The sequence below is a fragment of the Planomonospora alba genome, from assembly GCF_039534085.1.
Lineage (GTDB): Bacteria > Actinomycetota > Actinomycetes > Streptosporangiales > Streptosporangiaceae > Planomonospora_B > Planomonospora_B alba.
In genome coordinates this window covers 74,433-95,511 of the sequence record NZ_BAAAUT010000002.1, presented here as the reverse complement: position 1 = coordinate 95,511, position 21,079 = coordinate 74,433, and the positions used below count along the sequence as shown (strand labels likewise).

The window sequence follows — 21,079 nt, the reverse complement described above, 5'->3', positions numbered from 1 at the left end:
CCCCCGTACGGCCGTCGGGGCGGCGGAATCCATCATCGACTACCCATAGATGAATCTCATCGATATAGATTTGCTTAGAGGCATTAAGCAAACATAGATGGTCTAGTATGTCAACGCGATGAGATGGGGGGAGATGACGGCGAAGACTCCGAGCCGGCGAGAGCGCCTCCGGCAGGCCACGCTGGAGGAGATCCATGCGGTGACGCGCAGGCTGCTGGTCACCCAGGGGCCCGCGGCGGTGACCGTCAACGCGGTCGCGCGGGAGATGGGCATGAGCGGGCCGGCCCTGTACCACTACTACGCCGGCCATGAGGAGCTGGTGGGGGCCGTGACCGCCGGGTTCCTCCGCGAACTGACCGAGGCCATGGAACAGGCGCGTGACGCCCGCGCCGACGCGCCGCCCGCCGACCGGCTGCTGGCCACCTGCCGGGCCATGCGCGCCTGGGCGGTCGCCCACCCGGCCGAGTTCGGGTGGATCTTCGCCAGTCCCGTCGCGCCGCCCGACCGGCATCCCGACTCGCCGCGTCAGCGGGCCGGTCAGCGCTTCGAGCAGATCCTCCTGGACCAGGTCGCCGAGCTGTGGCGGACCCGGCCGTTCCCCGTGCCCGATCCCGCTGACCTCGACCCTTCCCTGCTGGAACAGCTGCGCGCGTATTCGGAGACGATCGGCGGACGCCTGCCCCCGGAGGCCGCACACGTCTTCCTGTCGTGCTGGATCAGGTTGTACGGCCTGCTGTGCATGGAGGTCCTGCACCAGGTGGACTTCGCCTACTCCGACATGGAGCCGGTCTTCGAGGAGTGCCTGAGCGAGCTGCGCGCCAGGCTCGGCCTGGAGGGATGACGCGATCGGGGCACGACCGGCCGGACCGCCGCCCCGCCTCGCCCACGGGAACGGCTCTCCGGCTCACCCCGCACGGCCCGCCCCCGGCCCCAGGCCGGAGACGGGCCGGCGTGGCTCAGGAGCCGAGCCACCAGCGGGCGGCGACGAGTTCGCAGACGAGGGTCTCGGTGAGCAGCGCGACGTCAGGGTCGTCGTCGTGGCGGTAGCGGAGGCAGGCGGCGGCGCCGGGGAGCTCACCGCCGACGGCCAGGACGGTGGAGCCGCGCTCGCGGACCCACTCCATGGCCTGCCCGTCGTAGCGGGAGCCGGGGAAGAGCACGGCCCGGTAGTCGAGGGTCTTGGTGAGATAGACGTCCACGTGCGCCCAGTCGCCGGTCTCGCAGGCGTCGGCCGGGCGGCGCGGGCCCTCGCGGACCATCAGGGCGGACTGCTCGGCGGACGACAGCCGCTCGGCGGGCGCGATCGTGTAGACGCCGGCGGGCCCGTCCAGCAGGGCCGCGGCGCCGTCGAGCCACTCGCCGCGCCGGTCGAGCAGGTCGGCGGTGGCCTCGGCGCTGCGGCGCAGCAGGGCGGGCACGTCCGGGCCCGTCCCGGTCAGCCGCCCGGTCAGGGCCAGCAGCAGGGCGAGCGTGTGCTGGAAGGTGCGGCAGGCGACGCCGCCGCGCTCCTCGCCCGCGCGCATCGGCACGACCAGGTCGGCCCCCTCGGTGACGGCGGAGCCGGGCCGCTCGGTCACGGCCAGCACGAAGGACCGGCCCCGGTGGCGGGCGACCGCGTCGAGGGTCTCGCGGCTGCCGCCGGTGGCGGAGATCGCCACGACCAGGGTGTCCGGGGAGGGCGGGTAGGAGAAGGGGGCCGAGGCGTACTCGGCGACGGCGTCGACTCCGGCGGCGCGCAGGCGGAGCGCGGCGACCCCGGCGGCGTAGCGGGAGCTGCCCATGCCGAGCAGGAGCACCCGGCGGATCCGGGCCGGCTCCGGGATCCCGGCGAACGGGTCGCCGCCCTCCAGGGCGTCGGCCAGGCCGGCCAGCGCGGCGGGCTTGGCCTCCAGGTCGGCGAGGTACAGCTCGGGCTTCACGTGCTCTCCTTGCTCGGGCGGGCCGCCCGGGGCGGGCCGCCGGTCCGGGGTGGTGCGTGCGGGGCGGTGCATGCGGGGCGGGGCGTCAGGGGTACCACGAGCGCAGCACGCCCATGGGGGCGTAGCGCCAGCGGGGCAGGTGGCGGGCGGCGTAGACGAGCTCGCGGCACTCCTGCTCGACGGCGAACGCCCGCAGCAGGCCGGGATCGAGCAGGTGGCAGTGCCCGCGCTCGCGCAGGCGCCCGGCGTAGGCGTCGTGCAGGGCGCGCGTCGCCGCGGCGGCCCACCGCGCGACGGCGGCGGGGTCGGCGCCCCGGCGTCTGATCGCGACCTGGCCGGCGTGCTCCAGGCTGGTGGAGAGCTGGGCGAGGTCGCGGGCGGCGGGCTGGAAGCGGTCGGTGTCGGAGACCGTCGGGTTGCCGTCGAAGTCGACCACCGCGTAGCCGCCGGGCCAGCGCAGGACCTGGCCGACGTGCAGGTCGCCGTGGATGCGGATCAGCGGGGTGGGGCGGTGCTCCCGCAGGGCGTCGAACGCCCGCGCCAGCGGGCCGGCGTGGTCGGCCAGCCACGCGCCGTCCTCGCCGCCGGTCAGCTCCAGCGCCTCGCGGAGCGCGGCCTCGGCGCGGGCCGCCCACGGGCTCACCGGGCGCGTGCCGGAGCGGCCTTCCGGATCCCCCTGCGGGGGGACCGGTCCCGCGCGCTGCCCGCGGTCACCGGCGGGGTAGGCGGGCGCGAGCCGTACCGGGTCGGGGAAGACCGCCGACGGGGTGGCCAGGGCCGCGTGCAGGTCGGCGGCGAGCGCTCCCAGCTCGGCGGCGAAGCCGGTACGGCCGGCGGCCGCCTCGTCCACGCACCACTCCCAGCCGTCCCGGGCGTCCGGCAGGTAGGCGGTGACGAGGGCGAGCAGCTCGCCGCCGCGGGAGAGCGCCGCGTACGGCGTGGCCGTGGCGGTGAAGCCGACCTCGGACAGGTGGGCGAGCATCTCCGGGGCGGGCTGGGGGAGCGGGGCGGGCGGTGTGAGCCATTTCACTACGAGGGTTTCACCGACCACGACGGAGTGGTTGGTCTGGTCGACGTCGAACCCGCGTTCAGTCGCGCCGGGCGGCAGCGCGGGCGGCGGCTGGAAACGTCCGACCTCATACGGTGCGGGAACGTGCCATGCCAGTGCGGAGAGGAACTCGGTGGTCCGGCCGTCGCCCGCGCGGGGCACGGTCTCCAGGCGCTCCCATATTGAACTTGGCTTCAATGAACCGCTCGGGCTTCCACGTGGTGATGTCGCGATCAGTGTTGCTCAAGTTGATGTTGCCTGCAACACTCCTGCTTTGGTCTGTCATGCCCTTAAAGACCGGACCGCCCTCGCACATCTGAATTATGAAGGAGTAGCGGCTGTGTCCCGTTCCCGGTACACCCGTCGTCTTCCGGCCGCCGTCCTCGCGGCCGGTCTTGCGCTCGCAGTCTCGGCGTGCGGCGGGGAGGCCGCCGACACCGCCGCGTCCCCCTCCGGCGCCGCCGCCGCGCAGCTCGACCCCAACGCCGACCTGACCAAGCAGAGCCTCACGGTCACCGTCTGGGACGGCTACACGCCCAAGGAGCTGCCCCAGGAGGTCAAGGCCAAACTCGGCTTCGACCTGAAGGTCACGCTGCACGACACCAACGAGACGGCGATGGCCAAGCTCACCTCGGGCGCCGACACCGGCATCGACGTGGCCTTCGTCTCCGGCCAGTACGCCCAGGCCCTCAACGAGGCCGGCCTGCTGGAGCCCCTGCACCCCGAGCTCATCCCGAACCTGGCCAACCTCTACCCCGAGGCCAAGGAGCTCGCCTACGACAAGGGCAACACCTTCTCGGTGCCCTACACCTGGGGCACCACCGGCATCTGCTACCGCACCGACCTGGTGAAGAAGGAGCCGACCAGCTGGAACGACATCCTCGACCCGCCGGCCGAGGCCAAGAAGAAGGTCACCATGATGACCACCGAGCGCTGGCTGGCCCTGCCCGCGCTCAAGTCGCTCGGCTACTCGGTCAACACCCGCAGCGACGAGGAGCTGGCCAAGGCCAAGGAGAAGCTGCTGGCGGCCAAGCCGAACCTGCTCGCCTACGACGACACCACCTTCGGTGAGCGCCTGACCAAGGGCGAGGCGGTCATGGTCGAGGCGTGGGACGGCTGGTGCCCGACCTCCGAGGAGAACGTCAAGTTCGTCGTGCCCAAGGAGGGCAGCGACCTCTGGGTGGACACGATGGTCATCCTGAAGTCCTCCAAGAACAAGGAGGCGGCGCACGCCTTCATCAACTACATCCTGGACCCCAAGGTCCACGGCTGGGCCGCGGCGAACATCCTGTACAAGGTGCCGAACAAGGCCGCGATGGACATCGTCGACGCCGACCTGAAGGCCAAGAACACGCCGCTGCAGATGACCCCGGCGGACCTGCTCCAGGGCGAGTCGATCATCGACCTGGGTGAGGACTCCACCAAGTTCACCCGCCTGGCGACCGAGGTCGCGGCGCAGCAGTGACCCGTTCCGCCGTCGTCCCCGGCGCGGCCGCGACAGCGCGGCCGCGCCGGTCGCGCGCGCTGGGGCGGCTGGTGTTCCTGGCACCGGGCCTGGCCTACCTGGTCGCGTTCCTGCTGATCCCGCTGGCGCTGCTGCTCAGCTACACGGTCTTCCGCCGGGGCCGCTTCGGCGGGGTCGTCCACGAGGTCACCGGGGAGAACTTCACCCGGCTGCTGGACCCCCTCTACCTGGACGTCGTGCTCGAGTCGCTGAAGCTGGCGACGATCGCCACGGTGATCGCCCTGCTCGTCGGCTACCCCACGGCGTACCTGATCACCCGGTTGCCGAGCCGGTGGAAGACGGTCGCGCTGGTCGCGATCGTCCTGCCGTTCTGGACGAACTTCCTGGTGCGCATCTACGCCTGGATCGTGCTGCTCAGCGGGCCCGGCCTGGTCAACGGCGCGCTGGGGGCGGTCGGGCTCGGACCGTTCGAGCTGCTCTACCACTCCGGCGCGATCGTCACCGGCCTGGTCTACTCCTACCTGCCGCTGATGGTGCTCCCGCTCTACGCCGCGATCGAGAAGCTCGACCCGCAGCTCCGCGAGGCATCGGCCAACCTCGGCGCCACGCCGGCGCGCACCTTCTTCTCGGTGACGTTCCCGCTGACGCTGCCGGGCGTGGCCACCGGCTGCCTGTTCGTCTTCGTGCCGTGCTTCGGCAACTTCATCATCCCCGAGCTGCTCGGCGGCGGCCGCTCGATCATGGTCGGCAACCTGATCAGGGACCAGTTCCTCAAGGCGCGCGACTGGCCCTTCGGGGCCACGCTGACGCTGGCGCTGCTGGCCGTGCTGATCGTGCTGCTGCTGGTACAGGCATGGAGCTCCCGCCGTGCGTAAGCCCCGACTGCTGTACGTCCCGTTCTGGGCGACCTACGTCTTCCTGTACGCGCCGATCGTGGTGCTGGTCGTCATGTCGTTCAACGCCGGCGGCTCGCCGTACTCGTTCGAGGGCTTCAGCCTGAAGTGGTACGGCGAGTTCGCCGCCAACGCCGAGATCCGCCGGGGCCTGGTCAACACGCTGATCGTGGCCGCGGGCACCACGGTGCTGTCCACGGTGCTCGGCACGCTGATGGCGGTGGGCCTGGCCCGCCACAGCAGGTCGCGGCTGCTGGACGCGATCGGCGTGCTCCCGGCCGTCCTGCCCGACCTGGTGCTCGGCATCGGCCTGCTGCTGTTCTACGTCTGGGTGCAGCTGAGCCTCGGCCTGCACTCGGTCGTGCTGGCGCACACGGTCTTCGGCACGGCGTTCGTGGCCGCGGTGGTCCGCACCCGGCTCACGCACGCCGACACCTCGCTGGAGGAGGCCTCGCGCGACCTGGGCGCGACCCCGGTGGCCACGTTCTTCCGGATCACCCTGCCCCAGCTCGCGCCGGGCATCGCCGCGGGAGCGCTGCTGGCGTTCACGCTCTCCGTCGACGAGTTCGTCATCGCGTTCTTCACCTCGGCGCCGACCGAGCCGACCCTGCCCATCGTCATCTACTCAATGGTCCGCTTCGGGGTCACCCCGGAGATCAACGCGCTGGCCACCGTGCTGCTCGCGGTGAGCTTCAGCGTGGTGATCGCGGCCCAGCGGATGACCCGACTGACGGAGTCGTTTTCCTGATGCTGCAGATCACCGGTGTCAGCCGCCGTTTCGGTGACGTCACGGCGCTGGCGGACGTCTCCCTGGAGATCCGCCAGGGGGAGTTCTTCGCGCTGCTCGGCCCCAGCGGCTGCGGCAAGACCACGCTGCTGCGGATCCTGGCCGGGTTCGAGTCACCGGACGCCGGGACCGTCACCCTCGACGGCGCCGACCTGCTCGGCCGGCCCCCGCACCGCCGCCCCGTCAACCTGATGTTCCAGTCCTACGCGCTGTTCCCGCACATGACCGTGGCCAAGAACGTCGCCTACGGCCTGGAGCGGGAGAAGCTGCCCAGGGCGGAGATCAGGAGCCGGGTCGGCGAGGTGCTGGAGAAGGTGGGCCTGTCGGCGATGGCCGGGCGCAGGCCGCAGCAGCTGTCCGGCGGGCAGCGCCAGCGCGTCGCGCTGGCCCGCGCGATCGTCAAGCGGCCGCGCCTGCTCCTGCTCGACGAGCCGCTGTCCGCGCTGGACAAGAAGGTGCGGGCGGAGATGCAGCTGGAGCTCAAACGGCTCCAGCACGAGGTCGGCATCACCTTCGTCGTGGTCACCCACGACCAGGAGGAGGCCATGTCGCTCGCCGACCGGATCGCGGTCTTCAGCGCGGGCCGGGTGGAGCAGGTGGACGAGCCGGTGGCGCTCTACCAGCGGCCGCGCACCCCGTTCGTCGCCGGCTTCGTGGGGGAGAACAACCTCTTCGGCGGCCGGGCGTGCTCGGTGGGCCTGGCCGCCGACGGGCTCGGCGTGCTCCCCGGCTCCTCCGACATGCCCGACGGCACCTCCGCGCTGCTGGCCGTACGGCCGGAGCGGGTGCGGCTGGCCCCCGCGGACGCCGTGGCGGACGCCCCCGGCGTGCTGCGCGGCGAGGTGGCGGACGTGAGCTTCTACGGCGGCGTCTCACACGTGTCGGTCACCGTGCCCGGCCGGCAGGAGCCGGTCCTGGCGGCCGTCCAGGGGGCCACCCGCACCCTGCCGGGCGAGCGGGTGGCGCTGTCCTGGGCACCCGAGGACGGGGTGCTGGTCCCTCAATGAGACGTCTTCAGGTCGTTGCCCGTGGCGGTCCGGGCGTAGGCCAGGATCAGCTCCGCCGCCTCCTCCGGGCCGATCACCGGGTGGCGGGCCGTTATGCGGTAACCGTACGCGTCTTCGAGCGCGACCAGGTTCCGCGCGATGACGAGGGAGTCGTCGGCCAGCGTGAACGTCCCCAGCGCGCTGCCGGTCTCCAGGATGCTCTGGTACATCGCGACCTGCCGGTCGTAGAGCGTGGTGAGCAGCAGGGCGTACATCCGGTTGCGGGAGGCGGCGCCGCCGAGCTCGTTGAGCAGGCGCACGTCGGGGTCGTCGGGGCCGTGCGGCAGACCGGAGCGGATGGTCACGACGAGCTTCTCGACGGGGTCGCGCATGCCGCTGATCCGCTTGAGGCGCAGCTCGTAGAAGCGCTCCATCCCGGCGTGGTGGGCGTCCACCAGCAGCTCGCCGAGGTTGGGGTAGTGGTAGAGCACGGCGCCGGAGGTCAGGCCGGCCTCCTCGGCCACATGGTTGAGCCCCACGCCGTCGGTGCCGTGCCGGATGATCGCCCTGCGCGCCGCGTCGATGAGGTCCACACGTCTGTCCGACCGGCTCTTGCGCGCCATACTTCCCCGTTCGTCCATGTCCATGATCTGTGCCGGGGTCCATAGTGACCGCTGTCCGGCGTTTTTACTAGATCAAGATTTAAACCAGTATTCACCAGTTTCCAAACTCTCTGATCTCGGAGGACGCGATGGCTCTTACGATCCTGTTCATGCCGGAGAGCGCCTACGGGCCGACGAACAACTGCATCGGCATCGGCGACATTCTCCGTAAGCGCGGCCACCGGGTCGTTTTCGCTGCTGAGGCCTCCTGGAAGGGGAAATTGGAGGCGCTCGGCTTCGAGGAGGACCTGGTCGACCTCGCGCCCCCGACCGAGGAGGAGCAGGACCCCGGTCAGTTCTGGAAGGACTTCATCCGCGACACCGCGCCGGAATACCGCAAGACGACCGCCGAGCAGCTGGAGACGGTGACCAAGCCGATCTGGGAGGCGCTCATCGACGGCGCCAAGTACTGCGAGCCGCGGCTCAAGGAGATCATCGAGCGGGTCAAGCCGGACGTCATCGTCGAGGACAACGTCATCGCCTTCCCGGCGCTCGTGACCGCGGGCAAGCCGTTCGTGCGCATCGTCTCCTGCAACCCGCTGGAGGTGCGCGGCGAGAACGTGGCGCCCGTCTTCTCCGGCCTGCCCGCCGACGACCGCTCCGAGTGGGACGCCTTCCGCGCCGAGTACGAGCGGACCCACCGCGAGCTGTGGAGCGCCTTCAACGAGTGGGTCGTCGAGCAGGGCGCCCCGGCCCTGCCGGACCTCGACTTCATCCACGAGGGCGACCTGAACCTCTACGTCTTCCCGGAGATCGCCGACTACACCGGCGCCCGGCCGCTGGGGCCGACCTGGCACCGCCTCGACTCCTCGGTCCGCGAGACCGACGAGGAGTTCGAGCTGCCGGCCGAGCTGAAGGACGGCGAGGGGTCGCTGGTCTACTTCTCGCTCGGCTCGCTCGGCTCCGCCGACGTGGAGCTCATGCAGCGGGTGATCGACGTGCTGGCGACCACCCCGCACCGCTACATCGTCTCCAAGGGCCCGCTCCACGAGGAGATCAAGCTCGCCGCCAACATGTGGGGCGCCGAGTTCCTGCCGCAGACCAAGATCCTGCCGCTGGTGGACCTGGTCATCACGCACGGCGGCAACAACACCGTCACCGAGGCGCTGCACTTCGGCAAGCCGATGATCGTGCTGCCCCTGTTCTGGGACCAGTACGACAACGCCCAGCGCATCCACGAGCTGGGGTACGGCGTGCGCCTGTCCACCTACGGCTTCACCGACGCCGAGCTGACCGGCGCGGTGGAGCGGCTGCTGGGCGACACCGCCCTGCGCGGGAAGCTGGCCGCGGCCGGCGAGGAGATCCGCCGCCGCGACGGCCTGCGCCGCGCCGCCGACCTGATCGAGCAGGCCGGCACCGCCGGGGCCTGACGCCCCGCGCCCGACGAGAACGACAGCAGGGAAGTCCCATGGGTGAGTTGATCAATCCGGCGACCGGCGAGGTCCTCTCCGAGGTGGCCGAGACCCCGGTCGCGGAGGTGGCGCAGGCCGTACGGCGGGCGCGCGCGGCCTTCGCGGAGTGGAGCGCGGCGACCCCGGCGGAGCGGGCCAGGGTGCTGCTGCGTCTGGCCGACCTGGTGGAGGCCGACGCCGAGGAGCTGACCCGGCGGGAGGTGGCCGAGACGGGCAAGCCCGCGGCGGTGTTCCGGGACGGCGAGCTGCCCTTCGCGGTCGACAACCTCCGCTTCTTCGCCGGAGCGGCCCGCTCGCTGGAGGGCACCGGGGCGGGGGTGTTCAGCGCCGGCTACACCTCGGTGCTGGTCCGCCGCCCGGTCGGCGTGGTCGCCTCGATCGCCCCGTGGAACTTCCCCCTCGTCATGGCCGTCTGGAAGGTCGGCCCGGCGCTCGCCGCGGGCAACGCGGTGGTGATCAAACCCGCCCCGCAGACGCCGGGCACCACGCTGCGCCTGGCGGAGCTGCTGGAGCGGGCGGGAGCGCCCGACGGGCTGCTCCAGGTGGTGCTCGGCGACGCGGAGGTCGGCGAGGCGCTGGTGGGCGACCCGGGCGTGGACATGGTGAGCGTCACCGGCTCCACCGAGACCGGCCGCGCCGTCATGCGCGGCGCGGCCGGCTCGCTGAAGCGGGTCCACCTGGAGCTCGGCGGCAAGGCCCCGGCCCTGGTCTTCGGCGACGCCGACCTGGCCGAGATGGCCCACGGCGTGGCGATGGGCGCCACGTACAACACCGGCCAGGACTGCACGGCCGCGACCCGCGTCTACATCGCCCGGGAGGTCTACGGCGAGGCCGTCGAAGCGCTTCGTGACACGCTGACGGCGATCAGGGTGGGCGACCCCTGGGACCCGGACACCGACATCGGCCCGCTGATCTCCGCGCGGCACCGGGAGCGCGTGCACGGCTTCGTCGAGCGCGCGGTGGCCGACGGGGCGTCGGTGCTGTGCGGCGGCGTCCCGCTGGAGGGGCCCGGCTTCCACTACCCGCCGACGCTGGTCGCCGGCGCCCGGCAGGACAGCGAGATCGTCCAGGGTGAGCTCTTCGGCCCGGTGCTGGTGGCGCTGCCGTTCGACGGCGAGGACGAGGCGGTGCGGCTGGCCAACGACACCGTCTACGGCCTGGCCTCCTCGGTCTGGTCCCGCGACGTGGCCCGGGCGCTGCGCGTCTCGCACCGCCTGGACGCCGGGGTGACCTGGATCAACGACCACCTGCCCATCGCCTCCGAGGCCCCCCACGGCGGGGTCAAGGGCAGCGGCTTCGGCAAGGACATGAGCCAGGAGGCGGTCCAGGAGTACTCGGTGACGCGCCACCTCATGATCAAACACCAGGCGCCGGAGGCGAGGGACTCGTTTAGGCCAGCCTGAAAATACTGGCCTGTTACAGCTTGTATGTCCCTTTTATAGGGATTTCTTAGCCGGTATGCCATTCGTATTAGCCATAAAGGATGTGCTCAAATTGCTTGCGCCGCTTCCCTACTCGCCGAGGGGTTACCTAGGCCAGTGATGAAACAAGACCGCCGGAGCCACCGGGCGGTGGGAATGCTCGGCCGGCTCATGCCGGCGAACTGGCGCGTGCGCCCCCGTCTGGTCGCGCTCATCCTGCTGCCCACGGTGGCGGCCGTACTGCTGACCGGACTCCAGCTCACCACCGCGCTGTCCACGGCGACGGAGTACCGGCGGATGTCCGAGGTCGCCACGCTCGTCGACCGGCTCGCCACCCTCTCCCACGAGATGGCCACCGAGCGCGACCTCACCGCCTGGTACATCGCCGACCGGCGCCGCGCCGCCCGTCTCAACCAGGTCAAGGAGCAGCGCCAGGCCGTCGACCGGGCCGCCGCCGGGGTGACGGAGGCGGTCAGGGCCATCACGAAGGAGCACCCGGCCCGCGTCCGGACCGAGACGGCCCAGGTCAGCCGCTGGCTGCGCGGGCTGCCCGGCCTGCGCAAGCTCGTCACCGACGGCAGCGTGCTCCCGCGCGCCTCCCTTGAGATGTACTCGCGCATGGTCAGCGACCTCATCACGCTCCACGACGACCTCAGCCGCAGCGGCGGCGACGAGCGCCTGATCGGAGACACCCTCGCCCTGGGCGCGCTGGCCCGGGCCAAGGAGCAGGTGGCCCGGCAGCGGGGCATCCTCCTCGTCGCCCGGCTGGAGGGCGGCTTCGACTTCGACGACCCGGCCAACTTCCTGGGCGCCTACCGCAGCCAGATCAGCGAGGTCGCCTCCTTCCAGGCGACCGCGAGCGCCGAGCAGAACCGGCGCTACCGCGACCTGGTCAGCGGCCCCGAGGTCGACCGGGCCGACGCCATCCGCGCCCTGGTCATGGCCCGCATGCGGGAGAACAGACCGCTGGGCGTCGTCGGCATCCGCACCTGGTACGACTCCTCCAGCGCGATCGTGGACGGCATGCGGACCCTCGAGAAGGACATGGCCGCCTCGGTGGTCGCCCGCAGCCAGGAGCTGGAGGGCGCCGAGCGGCGCAGCGCCATGATCTTCGGTGGCGCGATCCTGGTCCTGCTGGTGCTGATCCTGCTCATCACCGCCTGGGTGGCGGGCACGCTGGTCCGCCCGCTGCGCAGGCTGCGCAGCGAGGCGCTCGAGGTCGCCGGCAGCCGGCTGCCCGAGACCGTCCGCGTGCTGCGCGAGGCCGGCGAGGCGGCTCCGAACGTCGAGGTGCCCTCCATCGGCGTGGTCTCCCGCGACGAGATCGGGGAGGTGGCCCGGGCCTTCGACGAGGTCCACCGCGAGGCCGTGCGGCTGGCCGGCGACGAGGCCCGGCTCCGCGCCAACGTCAACGCGATGTTCGTCAACCTCTCCCGGCGCACCCAGTCGCTGGTGGAGCGCCAGATCGACCTCATCGACGACCTGGAGCAGGGCGAGCAGGACTCCGAGCGGCTGGCCAGCCTCTTCAAGCTGGACCACCTGGCCACCCGCATGCGCCGCAACTCCGAGAACCTCCTGGTCCTCGCCGGTCAGGAGCAGGCCCGCCGGTGGAGCGAGCCGGTCCCGCTCAGCGACGTCGTGCGCGCCTCGCTGTCGGAGGTCGAGAACTACGAGCGGGTGGTCATCCGGGTCGAGCACGGCACGACGATCATCGGCCAGGCGGTCAACGACATCGTCCACCTGATCGCCGAGCTCGTCGAGAACGCGATCTTCTTCTCGCCGCAGGACACCAAGGTCACGGTGACCAGCAACGGCAACGAGATGGGCAGCGTCGTCCTCGCGGTCACCGACTCGGGCATCGGCATGAGCGACGAGGAACTGGCCGAGGCCAACCGCCGGCTCGCCGAGCCGCCCGCGGTGGACCTGTCGGTCTCCCGCCGGATGGGCCTGTTCGTGGTCGGCCGCCTGGCCCAGCGCCACGGCATCCGCGTCCAGCTCCGCCGCCCGGAGACCGGCGGCCTCAGCGCCGTCGTCCTGCTCCCCGCCCAGGTGGTCGCCGACTCCGTGGTCCGGCCGGACCCGGCCGCGCTGTCTGCGGCCGGAGCGGCCCCGGTCCGCGGTGGCGCGCCCGAGGGCGACCCGTTCGCCCCCGGCCTGCGCCGCAACCCGTTCGCGCCGGTCGGCGCCGGGGCCGGCGCGGGCACCTTCGGCCCGGGCCACCCGTCGTTCGACCTGTCCTCCACCGGCTTCTCGTCGATGTCGATGGAGATGCCGCTGGCCGCGCCCGGCTCGGCCGAGGCCCCGCCCGCACCGCCGCGGGAGGAGCGTCCCCCCTTCGGCATGCCCCCGCTGGACGACACGCCGTTCGGCGCGCCCCCGGCGCCTCCGGCCGCCGGCCCGGCGCCCGCGCCGGCTCCGAGCCCGGCTGCTGAGGCGCCGGCGGGGCCGCCGCCCAGCGTGGCGGACCTGTGGTCCAAGCCGGTGGTGTCCGCCTCGGAGGTGGAGAGCCTGTGGTCCTCGCCGCTGACGCCGACCCCGGCGCCGCCCGCCCGGCCGCCCGCGCCCCCGGCCGCACCGCAGGCACCGGCCGGCCCGCCGTCCTGGCAGGAGGCGCCGGCGGGTCCGCCGTCCTGGCAGGAGGCATCGGCGGGTCCGCCGTCCTGGCAGGAGGCGCCGGAGTCCGACCCGTGGCCGCCGCGCAGGCTCGACGAGAACACCCAGACGATGCCCGCGGTCGGGGTGTCGGCGACCGAGCCGGAACCGGGCGAGTACCTGCCGATCTTCGAGGCGGTGGGCTCCGACTGGTTCCGCAGGAGCGTGCCCGACGAGGGGGACGGGAAGACCGGATCCCCGGCCGCCGGGAACGGGACGCGGGACGCGCAGGCCCCGGCCGGCGCCGGACCGTCCGCCGCGCGGCAGCCCTGGGGCAGCACCCCGGCCGATCAGGGCTGGGCCGCCGCCGAGGCGGCCAAGAAGCCCGCGGAGGGCGGCCTGACCGGTGCGGGCCTGCCCAAGCGGGTGCCCAAGGCGAACCTGGTGCCCGGCTCGGCTCCCTCCGCGCCCGCGGCACCGGCCGCCCCGATGCCCCCGATCTCCGCGGAGCGGGTGCGCAGTCGTCTGTCCAGTTTCCAGCGAGGCGTACGGCAGGGCCGCGCTGAGATGAACGAGCGGTCGTCCGACGCCGCCGAGGGAGAGAAGCAGTGAACCAACAGCTCAGTCAGGCCGCCCGCGGCTTCAATTGGCTGATCACCGAGTTCGTCAGGGAGATGCCGGGCGTGGCCCACGCGGTGATCGTCTCCGCGGACGGTCTTCCGCTGGCCTATTCGCAGGGTTTCCCCAAGGACCGCGCCGACCAGCTCGCCGCGATCACGGCCGGTCTGATCAGCCTGACCCAGGGGGCCGCCCGGGTCTTCGAGGGCGGGCCCGTCGTGCAGACCGTCATCGAGATGCAGCGGGGCCTGCTGCTGACCATGTCCATCAGCGACGGCTCGGCGCTCGCCGTGCTGGCCGCCCCGGACTGCGACATGGGCCTGGTGGCCTACCAGATGACGCTCCTGGCGGAGCGTGCGGGCAAGGCGCTGACCCCGGCACTGCGCGCGGAGCTCCAGTCGCTTCAGAGGTAGTCGGCGGTCACGCGCGCAACAGCAGGACAACAACTGATAAGGAGGGATAGCATCCGATGAACGAGCCGCCGCCTCAGGCCAAGAGCGGGCGAGATCGTCTGATCCGTCCGTACGCTGTGACCGGGGGAAGGACCGCTCCTCGGACGCAGCTGGCGCTCGAGGCGCTGGTCTCCTCGGCGACCGCTCCGAGTGTGGATCCCTCCATGCTCTCCACAGAGTGTCAGGCGATCATCTCGATGTGCCGCCAGGTGCGCTCGGTTGCCGAGATCTCGGCTCTGCTGCGCATGCCGCTGGGCGTGACTCGGGTGCTGATCGCGGACATGTCGGCCGAGGGCCTGGTGCAGATCCACCAGCCGTCGCTGAATGCCGGAAAGCCGGATCTCAACTTGCTTGAAAGGGTGCTCAGTGGGCTTCGCAGGCTCTGACGCCGGGATGACGTCGACGAAGATCGTCGTCGCCGGCGGCTTCGGTGTCGGCAAGACGACCTTCGTCGGCGCGGTCTCCGAGATCATGCCGCTGACCACGGAGGCGGTCATGACGGAGGCCAGCGCGGGGGTCGACGACCTCTCGCACATCCCGACGAAGCAGACCACCACGGTGGCGATGGACTTCGGCCGGGTCTCCCTGGACCGCGACCTGATCCTGTACCTGTTCGGCACCCCCGGGCAGCACCGGTTCTGGTTCATGTGGGACGACCTCGTCAAGGGCGCGATCGGTGCGGTCGTGCTGGTCGACACCCGGCGGCTGGCCGACAGCTTCCCGGCGATCGACTACTTCGAGGAGGCCGGTCTGCCCTTCGTCGTCGCGCTGAACGGCTTCGGCGGAGCCCACCCCCACGGGGAGGAGGAGGTCCGGGAGGCGCTGACGATCTCCCCCGAGATCCCCATCGTGCGGACCGACGCCCGCTCCCGCGAGGCGGTGAAGTCGACCCTGATCACCCTGGTCGAGCACGTCCTCACCCTCCGCGTCTGACGGACGGCGCCCTCCCGTGCGCGGAGGGCGCCGCTCTCCCGCGCCCGGAGGGCGGTGCGGGGTCCCGGCGGGGACCCCGCACCGCCCTCCAGGATGTCGTTTTCGGCCTTTTTCGATGGATCCGGGGCGGTTCCTCTACACTCTCCGCCCATGGGCATCGGCCGCATCCTCTTCCTCACCTTCGGCTGCATCCTGCTCGCTCTCGGCGTGGGGGGCTCCATGGCCGACGACGAGGACCCGGTGGACATGCAGCGGGCGCACATCTTCACCCTGGGCGGCATCGGGCTGATGGTCGGCGGGGCCGCGTGCGGTGCCGCCGAGCGCCGGACCGCCCACCCGCCGCAGCCTCCCTACCCCCTCGTCCAGCCCCAGCCCCATCTCCCGCAGCCCCACCTGCCGCAGGGCCACGCCTTCCCGCCGCCGCAGGCCTACGAGCCCGGGCACACGCTGCCGCAGTACGAGCCGGGCCACACGCTGCCGCAGGGCCACGGCACCCCCTATCCGCCCGCCGGCGGGTCCGCCCGGTAGGGCCGCCCGGAGGATCACCGTCGGGGAGATCCGCGTCCGCCCTCAGAGGGATCGGGACTCCGGGCGGACCCGCCGCCTGCCACGCCGCGTTCTCCGTCACCCCCGACGGGCCGGTCCCCTACTCCTACGACGGGCACCTGAGGATCATCGGGTTCGACCGCGCCTGGAAGGCCGCTGGGACCCGGCGGCGATCCACCCCGAGCCGCGGCGGATCGGCTCCGGCGAGGTGCGGCGGAGCAGCGTGGTGCCCCGGCCCGGCGTTTCCTCCTGGCTGGTCCTGCCGGAGACACGGACCGGGGAGAGCGGACGGGATCCCTCTTTCGCCGGCGAAGGGTTCAAGCCGGTCGCGGTCCTGGCGGAATCCGCCCGGCCGGGGACCACCGGACAGAGCCCGTTTCCAGAATTCGGGTGGAAAAGACGGAAGCCCTCCCGGGCGCCGCCCCAGGAGTGGAGGCCGACCGGCCTTTCCCTGGTGAGGAGCTGAATCGGAGGAAATCCCCGCAGGCGATCGGACGGCGGCCCGCCGGCCTGTTGAACGGTCCTTCAGTGAATGCGGCAGGTCGGCCTCCGCGATGGCGCGCGGGATGCGGCCGCGAGGTCCCGCAGGTCAGGAGGAGCCCTCTGAACTGGAGTTATGCCGAGGTGGTACGGGGCGGGCCAAGGACGGGGGACCGTCCTGCGGCGGATGCCCGGTCGTTTCCGGCGCTGCTTCATTTTGGCGGCGATGACACGGCGGCATTCCGGGAGGGGCGAATCCGACCCGGCGTGCTGACCGCTTTCCGAATGCCCGTTCAACAGGCCGGGTAAACGGAGCGGGCGGCGAATCGGGAACAGGTGTGAGAGGTAGCCGCATTCGCCGGTTCATGTGCTACGGTCCTGCCGTCCTTTTCGCGAAGATCGTTGCTTGACGTTGTCCGGTCTTCTCCCCTTGCGCGGTCCGGGAGGATCCATGAAACTCCGCTCATCATTCGTCGGCGTCCTGGTGGCGGCGCTGGTGGCGGTCGCCGGTTGCGGGGGCGCCGACGAGACGGCCGCGGCCCCGGACGCCTCCGGCGGCGGGGCCGGCCTGGAGAAGACGACCGTCAACGTCGGCACGATGCCGGTCGTCGACACGGCCCCGCTGCAGATCGCGATGGAGAAGGGCCTGTTCAAGGCCGAGGGGCTCGACGTCAAGGTGAGCACCCTGGCGGGCGGCGCCGAGGCGATCCCGAAGCTCAAGAGCGGGGCCCTGGACATCAGCTTCGGCAACTACGTCTCCTTCTTCAGCGCCTCGGCGAAGGGCGCCATCGACCTGAAGATCGTCTCGGACGGCTTCCAGAGCGCGCCCAAGACACACGTGATCATGGTTCCGAAGGACAGCCCGGTCCAGACCATCGCGGATCTCAAGGACAAGACGATCGCGGTCAACACCAAGCGCAACGTCAGCACGATGCTGGTCCGCATCGCGGGCAAGGCGCACAACACCGAGTTCGACGAGGACAAGAACTTCGTGGAGTTCCCCTTCCCGGAGATGGAGGGCGCGCTGAAGGCCGGCACGGTCGACGCCGCCCAGGTCGTGGAGCCGTTCGGCACCTTCATCGGGCAGAACATCGGCGCGCGGGTCATCTGGGACACCTCCCAGGGGCCGACCGCCGACTTCCCGATCGCCGGGTACGCGGCGACCTCGGAGTTCGTCGAGGCCAACCCGAAGACCGTGGCGGCCTTCCAGCGGGCGATGAGCAGGGCCCAGGCGCTGGCCGCCGACCGGGCCAACGTGGTCGCGGCCATCCCCAACTACACCAAGATCCCGGCGTCCGCGGCCGGCAGCCTCGCCATCGGCGTCTTCCCCACCACGCTGGACGCCACCCGGCTCCAGCGCGTCGCCGACAGCATGCGCGAGTACGGCCTGCTCGACACCGACCTCGACGTGCAGAACCTCATCTTCAGCGCGAAATGACCCGGATCCGCCTGCTGCGGGGAGTGATCGGCGTCTGCGCGGTCGCGGCGCTGGCCGAGGCGGCCGCCCGGCTGGGGGCCGTCGACCCGCAGGTCGTCCCGTCGGCCTCCGCCGTCCTGCTCCGCTCCGTCGCGCTGGCGGGGGACCCCGTGTTCCTCGCCGGCCTGGCGGACACGGTCCTGGCCTGGCTGGCCGGGCTGGTGCTGGCGCTGGCGGCGGCGGTCGCCGCGGGCGTGGTGCTCGGCTCGGTGCCCTGGCTCAGCACGCCGAGCCGGATCGTGGTGGAGTTCCTGCGCCCGATCCCCTCGGTGGCCCTCATCCCGCTGGCCATCCTGCTGTTCGGCTCGGAGACCGAGATGAAGATCTCCCTGATCTTCTACGCGGCGACCTGGCCGATCCTGCTCAACACCCTGTACGCGCTGCGCGACGTGGACCCGCTGGCCAAGGAGACGCTGCGCAGCTTCGGCTTCGGGTCGCTGGCCGTACTGTGGCGGGTCTCGCTGCCCAGCGCCGCGCCGTTCGTCGCGACCGGGCTGCGCGTCGCCGCGGGCGTGGCGCTGGTCGTGGTCGTGGGCGCCGAGCTGCTCAGCGGCGGGACGAGCGGCCTGGGCGTCTTCCTCATCGAGGCGGGCAGCGCCGGAGGCGGCACCGACGTGACGCTGGCCGGCGCGGTCTGGGCGGGCGCGTTCGGGCTGGCCGTCAACGCCCTGCTGGTCAGGGCCGAGCGGGGGGCCTTCCACTGGCACTTCGCGCGCACCGGTCAGGCGGCGGGATGAGGGGCCCCGGCACGGCGGCCCGCGGCGCCCGCCGGATGCTCGCCGGGGTGTTCTCCCGGCTGTGGCTCGCGGCCGTGCTGGTCGCGGCGTGGGAGGCGGTCACCCGGGCCGTCCAGGAGAGCTACTTCCCGCCGCCCTCGCAGATCGTCGTCGCGATGCACGAGCTCTGGTTCTCCGGCCCGGCGGGCTCGCTGTTCCTCACCGAGGACGCCCGGGAGGACTTCGGGCACAGCCTCTACAACCTGTTCGGCGGCTGGGTGCTCGCCTGCCTGGCGGGGGTCGTGCTCGGCGTCGCGCTGGGCAGGTCGCGCACGCTGGCCGACTACGTGGAGCCGGTGATCCACTTCGGGCGGGCCGTCCCCCCGCCGACCCTGCTGTCCTTCTACATCGCGGTGTTCAGCCTCGGCACGCCCATGCAGGTGGCGACCATCGTCTCCGGGGTCGTCTGGCCCGTGCTGCTCAACACCATCGACGGCGTGCGCACGGTGGACCGGCTCCAGCTGGACAGCGCCCAGGTGTTCGGCGTGCGGGGGAGCGGGCTGCTGCTGCGCGTGGTCATCCCCGCCGCCATGCCGAAGATCGTGGCGGGCCTGCGGATCAGCCTCGGCATCGCGCTGATCCTCATGGTCCTGTCCGAGCTCGTCGGGAGCACCGCGGGCATCGGGTCCCTGCTCATCGGGGCCCAGCGCAGCTTCGAGCTGCCCGAGATGTGGGCGGGGATCATGCTGCTCGGCGTGCTGGGATACCTGCTCAACGCCGTCTTCGTGACGGTCGAACGGCGGCTGCTCCGGTGGCACCTGAACGTCCGGGAGGCGGCATGAGGGACATGGGGAAGCGGACAGGCGGGTACGGCGGCGCCGCGGGCGCCGCCGGAGGAGGAGACATGATCCCTCGGCGGACATCGGGGAAGCCATGCGCGTACTGATCGCCGGCGGCGGCATCGCAGGACTGTCCACCGCGCTGAGCCTGCACGCCGCGGGCATCGACTGCACGGTCGCCGAGTCGGTCGCGGAGCCGCGCCCGCTCGGCGTCGGCATCAACCTGCAGCCGCACGCGGTGCGCGAGCTGACCGAGCTCGGGCTGGGGGAGGAGCTCGCCGCCCTCGGCGTCGAGATGAACTACCTGACCTTCGCTGACAGGTTCGGCGGGGTGATCCTGCCGCTGCCCCGGGGGAGCCTCGCCGGGTACGCCTGGCCCCAGTACGCCGTGCACCGGGGCGGGCTGCAGATGATGCTGCTGGCCGCGGCGCGCGAGCGCCTGGGCGGTGGCGCGGTCAGGACCGGACTGGCGCTGGAGGACTTCACGCAGGACGCGAGCGGGGTCACCGCGGTGCTGCGCGACGTGCGGACCGGTGCGGTGAGGCGGGAGCGGGTCGACGTGCTCGTGGGCGCGGACGGCATCCACTCCGCCGTGCGCGCCCGTCTGCACCCCACCGCCGGGCCGCTGCTGTGGAACGGCATCCGCATGTGGCGGGGGACGGCCGAGGGCGAGCCCTTCCTCGACGGGGCCACGCAGATCGTGGCCGGCTCCAACCTCTCGGCCAAGTTCGTGGTCTACCCCATCGCGCCGCGGGACGGGGGCCGGGTCCTGATCAACTGGGTGGCCGAGGTGATGGTCGGCGCGCCCGGCCCCGTCACGGGCGCCGACTGGTCCCGCGAGGGCCGGCACCGGGACGTGCTCCCGCACTTCGACGGCTGGCGCTTCCCCTACCTGGACGTGCCCGCCCTCATCACCGCCACGGAGCGCATCCTGGAATACCCCATGGTGGACCGCGACCCCCTCCCGTGGTGGGGGAGGGGACGGGTCACCCTGGTGGGGGACGCGGCGCACCCGATGTACCCGGTGGGCGCCAACGGCGGGTCGCAGGCCGTGCTGGACGCCCGGGTGCTGGCCAGGGAGCTGGCCACGGCGTCCGATCCCGCGGCGGGACTGGCCGCCTACGAGGCGGAGCGGCGGCCGGTCACCGGCGAGCTCGTGCTCGCCCACCGGGAGCTGCCGATGGAGAAGACCATCGCGATGGTCACCGAGCGGGCGCCCGGCGGGTTCGACGACATCGCCGACGTGCTCACCCCGCAGGAGCTGGCGGAGATGGCGGCCGCGCAGCGGCGCATCACCGACACGGACGTCCGGCTGCTCAACGAGCGGCCCTCGTGGAGCGTCCGGGCGCGCCGGCCGGGGACGCCCGGTCCAGGGGAGGAATGACGGGCACCGTTTTCCGGTCCGGATCCGGTGTCCTTTTCCATCGGACCGGATAAGGGAATCCCGGGGTGCCGGCCGGGGCGCGGCCGGAATCGCGGAACGGAGCCGGGATGCGTCGTCCGATATGCGGCCCGCCCGCCGCTTCCCGCGATTGGGACGGCTTTTTCACCCGGTTATGTTGCGGGCCGTACCGCGGGCGCCGGGAATTCCCGGGACCGTTCACGGGCCGCGTGCGCCCGGCCGTATTCCGGCGCGGTTCTCCGGGACGCCCCGCACCGCGGCGGGCGGCCCCGCGGACCCGTCTCGTGGACCCGCCGCCGGACGCCTCCGGCGCCCGGTTTTTCGGAAGTGCTCTTTTTCAGGAAAAGGCCGGAGAAAAGACGGACGGCCGGTGGCGGGGATCCCCGCCACCGGCCGTCCCGGTGCCCGGTCCGGGCGGTGGGGCCCGGTGC

At 72.2% G+C, this 21,079-nt stretch carries 19 protein-coding genes; 16 read left to right on the top strand and 3 right to left on the bottom strand.

The features are described 5' to 3' along the window. The first annotated feature begins 133 nt into the window (after nucleotides 1-133). Nucleotides 134-841 carry a TetR/AcrR family transcriptional regulator gene (locus tag ABD823_RS01465; protein ID WP_344855005.1) on the top strand — a complete coding sequence of 236 codons (708 nt, stop codon included), beginning with the start codon at nucleotides 134-136 and terminating at the stop codon, nucleotides 839-841. A gap of 115 nt (nucleotides 842-956) precedes the next feature. Here the strand turns inward: ABD823_RS01465 and ABD823_RS01460 are convergent, their stop codons facing one another. Then, nucleotides 957-1,919, bottom strand: coding sequence for an SIS domain-containing protein (locus ABD823_RS01460; protein ID WP_344855003.1), 963 nt, complete (start codon nucleotides 1,917-1,919; stop codon nucleotides 957-959). 85 nt (nucleotides 1,920-2,004) lie between these two features. Beyond that, nucleotides 2,005-3,165 (bottom strand): hypothetical protein, encoded by a 1,161-nt coding sequence (locus tag ABD823_RS01455; RefSeq protein ID WP_344855001.1) that lies wholly within the window; start codon nucleotides 3,163-3,165, stop codon nucleotides 2,005-2,007. Nucleotides 3,166-3,307: 142 nt separating this feature from the next. Here ABD823_RS01455 and ABD823_RS01450 point away from each other — a divergent pair, with 142 nt between their 5' ends. The 4 genes from ABD823_RS01450 to ABD823_RS01435 are packed head-to-tail and all read left to right on the top strand — an operon-like array spanning nucleotide 3,308 to nucleotide 7,119. Next, the gene (locus ABD823_RS01450) at nucleotides 3,308-4,432 is read left to right on the top strand and encodes a polyamine ABC transporter substrate-binding protein (protein WP_344854999.1); all 1,125 of its coding nucleotides are present in this window, start codon (nucleotides 3,308-3,310) and stop codon (nucleotides 4,430-4,432) included. Further along, entirely contained in the window at nucleotides 4,429-5,307 is an 879-nt protein-coding gene (locus tag ABD823_RS01445; protein WP_344854997.1) for an ABC transporter permease, read from the top strand. The genes ABD823_RS01450 and ABD823_RS01445 overlap by 4 nt, the downstream gene beginning before the upstream one ends. Continuing rightward, nucleotides 5,300-6,073, top strand: coding sequence for an ABC transporter permease (locus tag ABD823_RS01440; protein WP_344854995.1), 774 nt, complete (start codon nucleotides 5,300-5,302; stop codon nucleotides 6,071-6,073). The genes ABD823_RS01445 and ABD823_RS01440 overlap by 8 nt, the downstream gene beginning before the upstream one ends. Further along, nucleotides 6,073-7,119, top strand: coding sequence for an ABC transporter ATP-binding protein (locus ABD823_RS01435; RefSeq protein ID WP_344854992.1), 1,047 nt, complete (start codon nucleotides 6,073-6,075; stop codon nucleotides 7,117-7,119). Before ABD823_RS01440 ends, ABD823_RS01435 begins: the two co-directional genes overlap by 1 nt. On the opposite strand, the gene ABD823_RS01430 is transcribed toward ABD823_RS01435, so the two are convergent. After that, nucleotides 7,113-7,691: a TetR/AcrR family transcriptional regulator gene (locus ABD823_RS01430; RefSeq protein ID WP_344854989.1), complete on the bottom strand. Its 579-nt coding sequence runs from the start codon at nucleotides 7,689-7,691 to the stop codon at nucleotides 7,113-7,115. The two genes, ABD823_RS01435 and ABD823_RS01430, sit on opposite strands and share 7 nt — an antisense overlap. Nucleotides 7,692-7,849: 158 nt before the next feature. Here ABD823_RS01430 and ABD823_RS01425 point away from each other — a divergent pair, with 158 nt between their 5' ends. From ABD823_RS01425 to ABD823_RS01375, 11 genes are all read left to right on the top strand, one after another. After that, the gene (locus ABD823_RS01425; protein ID WP_344854987.1) at nucleotides 7,850-9,130 is read left to right on the top strand and encodes a glycosyltransferase; all 1,281 of its coding nucleotides are present in this window, start codon (nucleotides 7,850-7,852) and stop codon (nucleotides 9,128-9,130) included. A gap of 38 nt (nucleotides 9,131-9,168) precedes the next feature. Then, nucleotides 9,169-10,575 (top strand): aminobutyraldehyde dehydrogenase, encoded by a 1,407-nt coding sequence (locus tag ABD823_RS01420; RefSeq protein WP_344854985.1) that lies wholly within the window; start codon nucleotides 9,169-9,171, stop codon nucleotides 10,573-10,575. Nucleotides 10,576-10,713: 138 nt separating this feature from the next. Beyond that, a complete protein-coding gene (locus ABD823_RS01415; RefSeq protein ID WP_344854983.1) occupies nucleotides 10,714-13,797 on the top strand; it encodes a sensor histidine kinase in 3,084 nt (1,027 codons plus the stop codon). Further along, nucleotides 13,794-14,216 carry a roadblock/LC7 domain-containing protein gene (locus ABD823_RS01410; protein ID WP_344854981.1) on the top strand — a complete coding sequence of 141 codons (423 nt, stop codon included), beginning with the start codon at nucleotides 13,794-13,796 and terminating at the stop codon, nucleotides 14,214-14,216. Before ABD823_RS01415 ends, ABD823_RS01410 begins: the two co-directional genes overlap by 4 nt. Nucleotides 14,217-14,272: 56 nt before the next feature. Next, a complete protein-coding gene (locus tag ABD823_RS01405; protein WP_068895052.1) occupies nucleotides 14,273-14,641 on the top strand; it encodes a DUF742 domain-containing protein in 369 nt (122 codons plus the stop codon). 7 nt (nucleotides 14,642-14,648) lie between these two features. Next, nucleotides 14,649-15,188 carry a GTP-binding protein gene (locus ABD823_RS01400; RefSeq protein WP_344854978.1) on the top strand — a complete coding sequence of 180 codons (540 nt, stop codon included), beginning with the start codon at nucleotides 14,649-14,651 and terminating at the stop codon, nucleotides 15,186-15,188. A gap of 150 nt (nucleotides 15,189-15,338) precedes the next feature. After that, nucleotides 15,339-15,716, top strand: coding sequence for a hypothetical protein (locus tag ABD823_RS01395; protein WP_344854976.1), 378 nt, complete (start codon nucleotides 15,339-15,341; stop codon nucleotides 15,714-15,716). Between the two features lie 949 nt (nucleotides 15,717-16,665). After that, nucleotides 16,666-17,652, top strand: coding sequence for an ABC transporter substrate-binding protein (locus tag ABD823_RS01390; RefSeq protein WP_344854974.1), 987 nt, complete (start codon nucleotides 16,666-16,668; stop codon nucleotides 17,650-17,652). Next, the gene (locus ABD823_RS01385; protein WP_344854972.1) at nucleotides 17,649-18,428 is read left to right on the top strand and encodes an ABC transporter permease; all 780 of its coding nucleotides are present in this window, start codon (nucleotides 17,649-17,651) and stop codon (nucleotides 18,426-18,428) included. Before ABD823_RS01390 ends, ABD823_RS01385 begins: the two co-directional genes overlap by 4 nt. Next, nucleotides 18,425-19,249, top strand: coding sequence for an ABC transporter permease (locus tag ABD823_RS01380; RefSeq protein WP_344854970.1), 825 nt, complete (start codon nucleotides 18,425-18,427; stop codon nucleotides 19,247-19,249). Before ABD823_RS01385 ends, ABD823_RS01380 begins: the two co-directional genes overlap by 4 nt. Before the next feature lie 91 nt (nucleotides 19,250-19,340). Beyond that, nucleotides 19,341-20,630: a flavin-dependent oxidoreductase gene (locus ABD823_RS01375; RefSeq protein ID WP_344854968.1), complete on the top strand. Its 1,290-nt coding sequence runs from the start codon at nucleotides 19,341-19,343 to the stop codon at nucleotides 20,628-20,630. The last annotated feature ends 449 nt before the right edge of the window (nucleotides 20,631-21,079 follow it).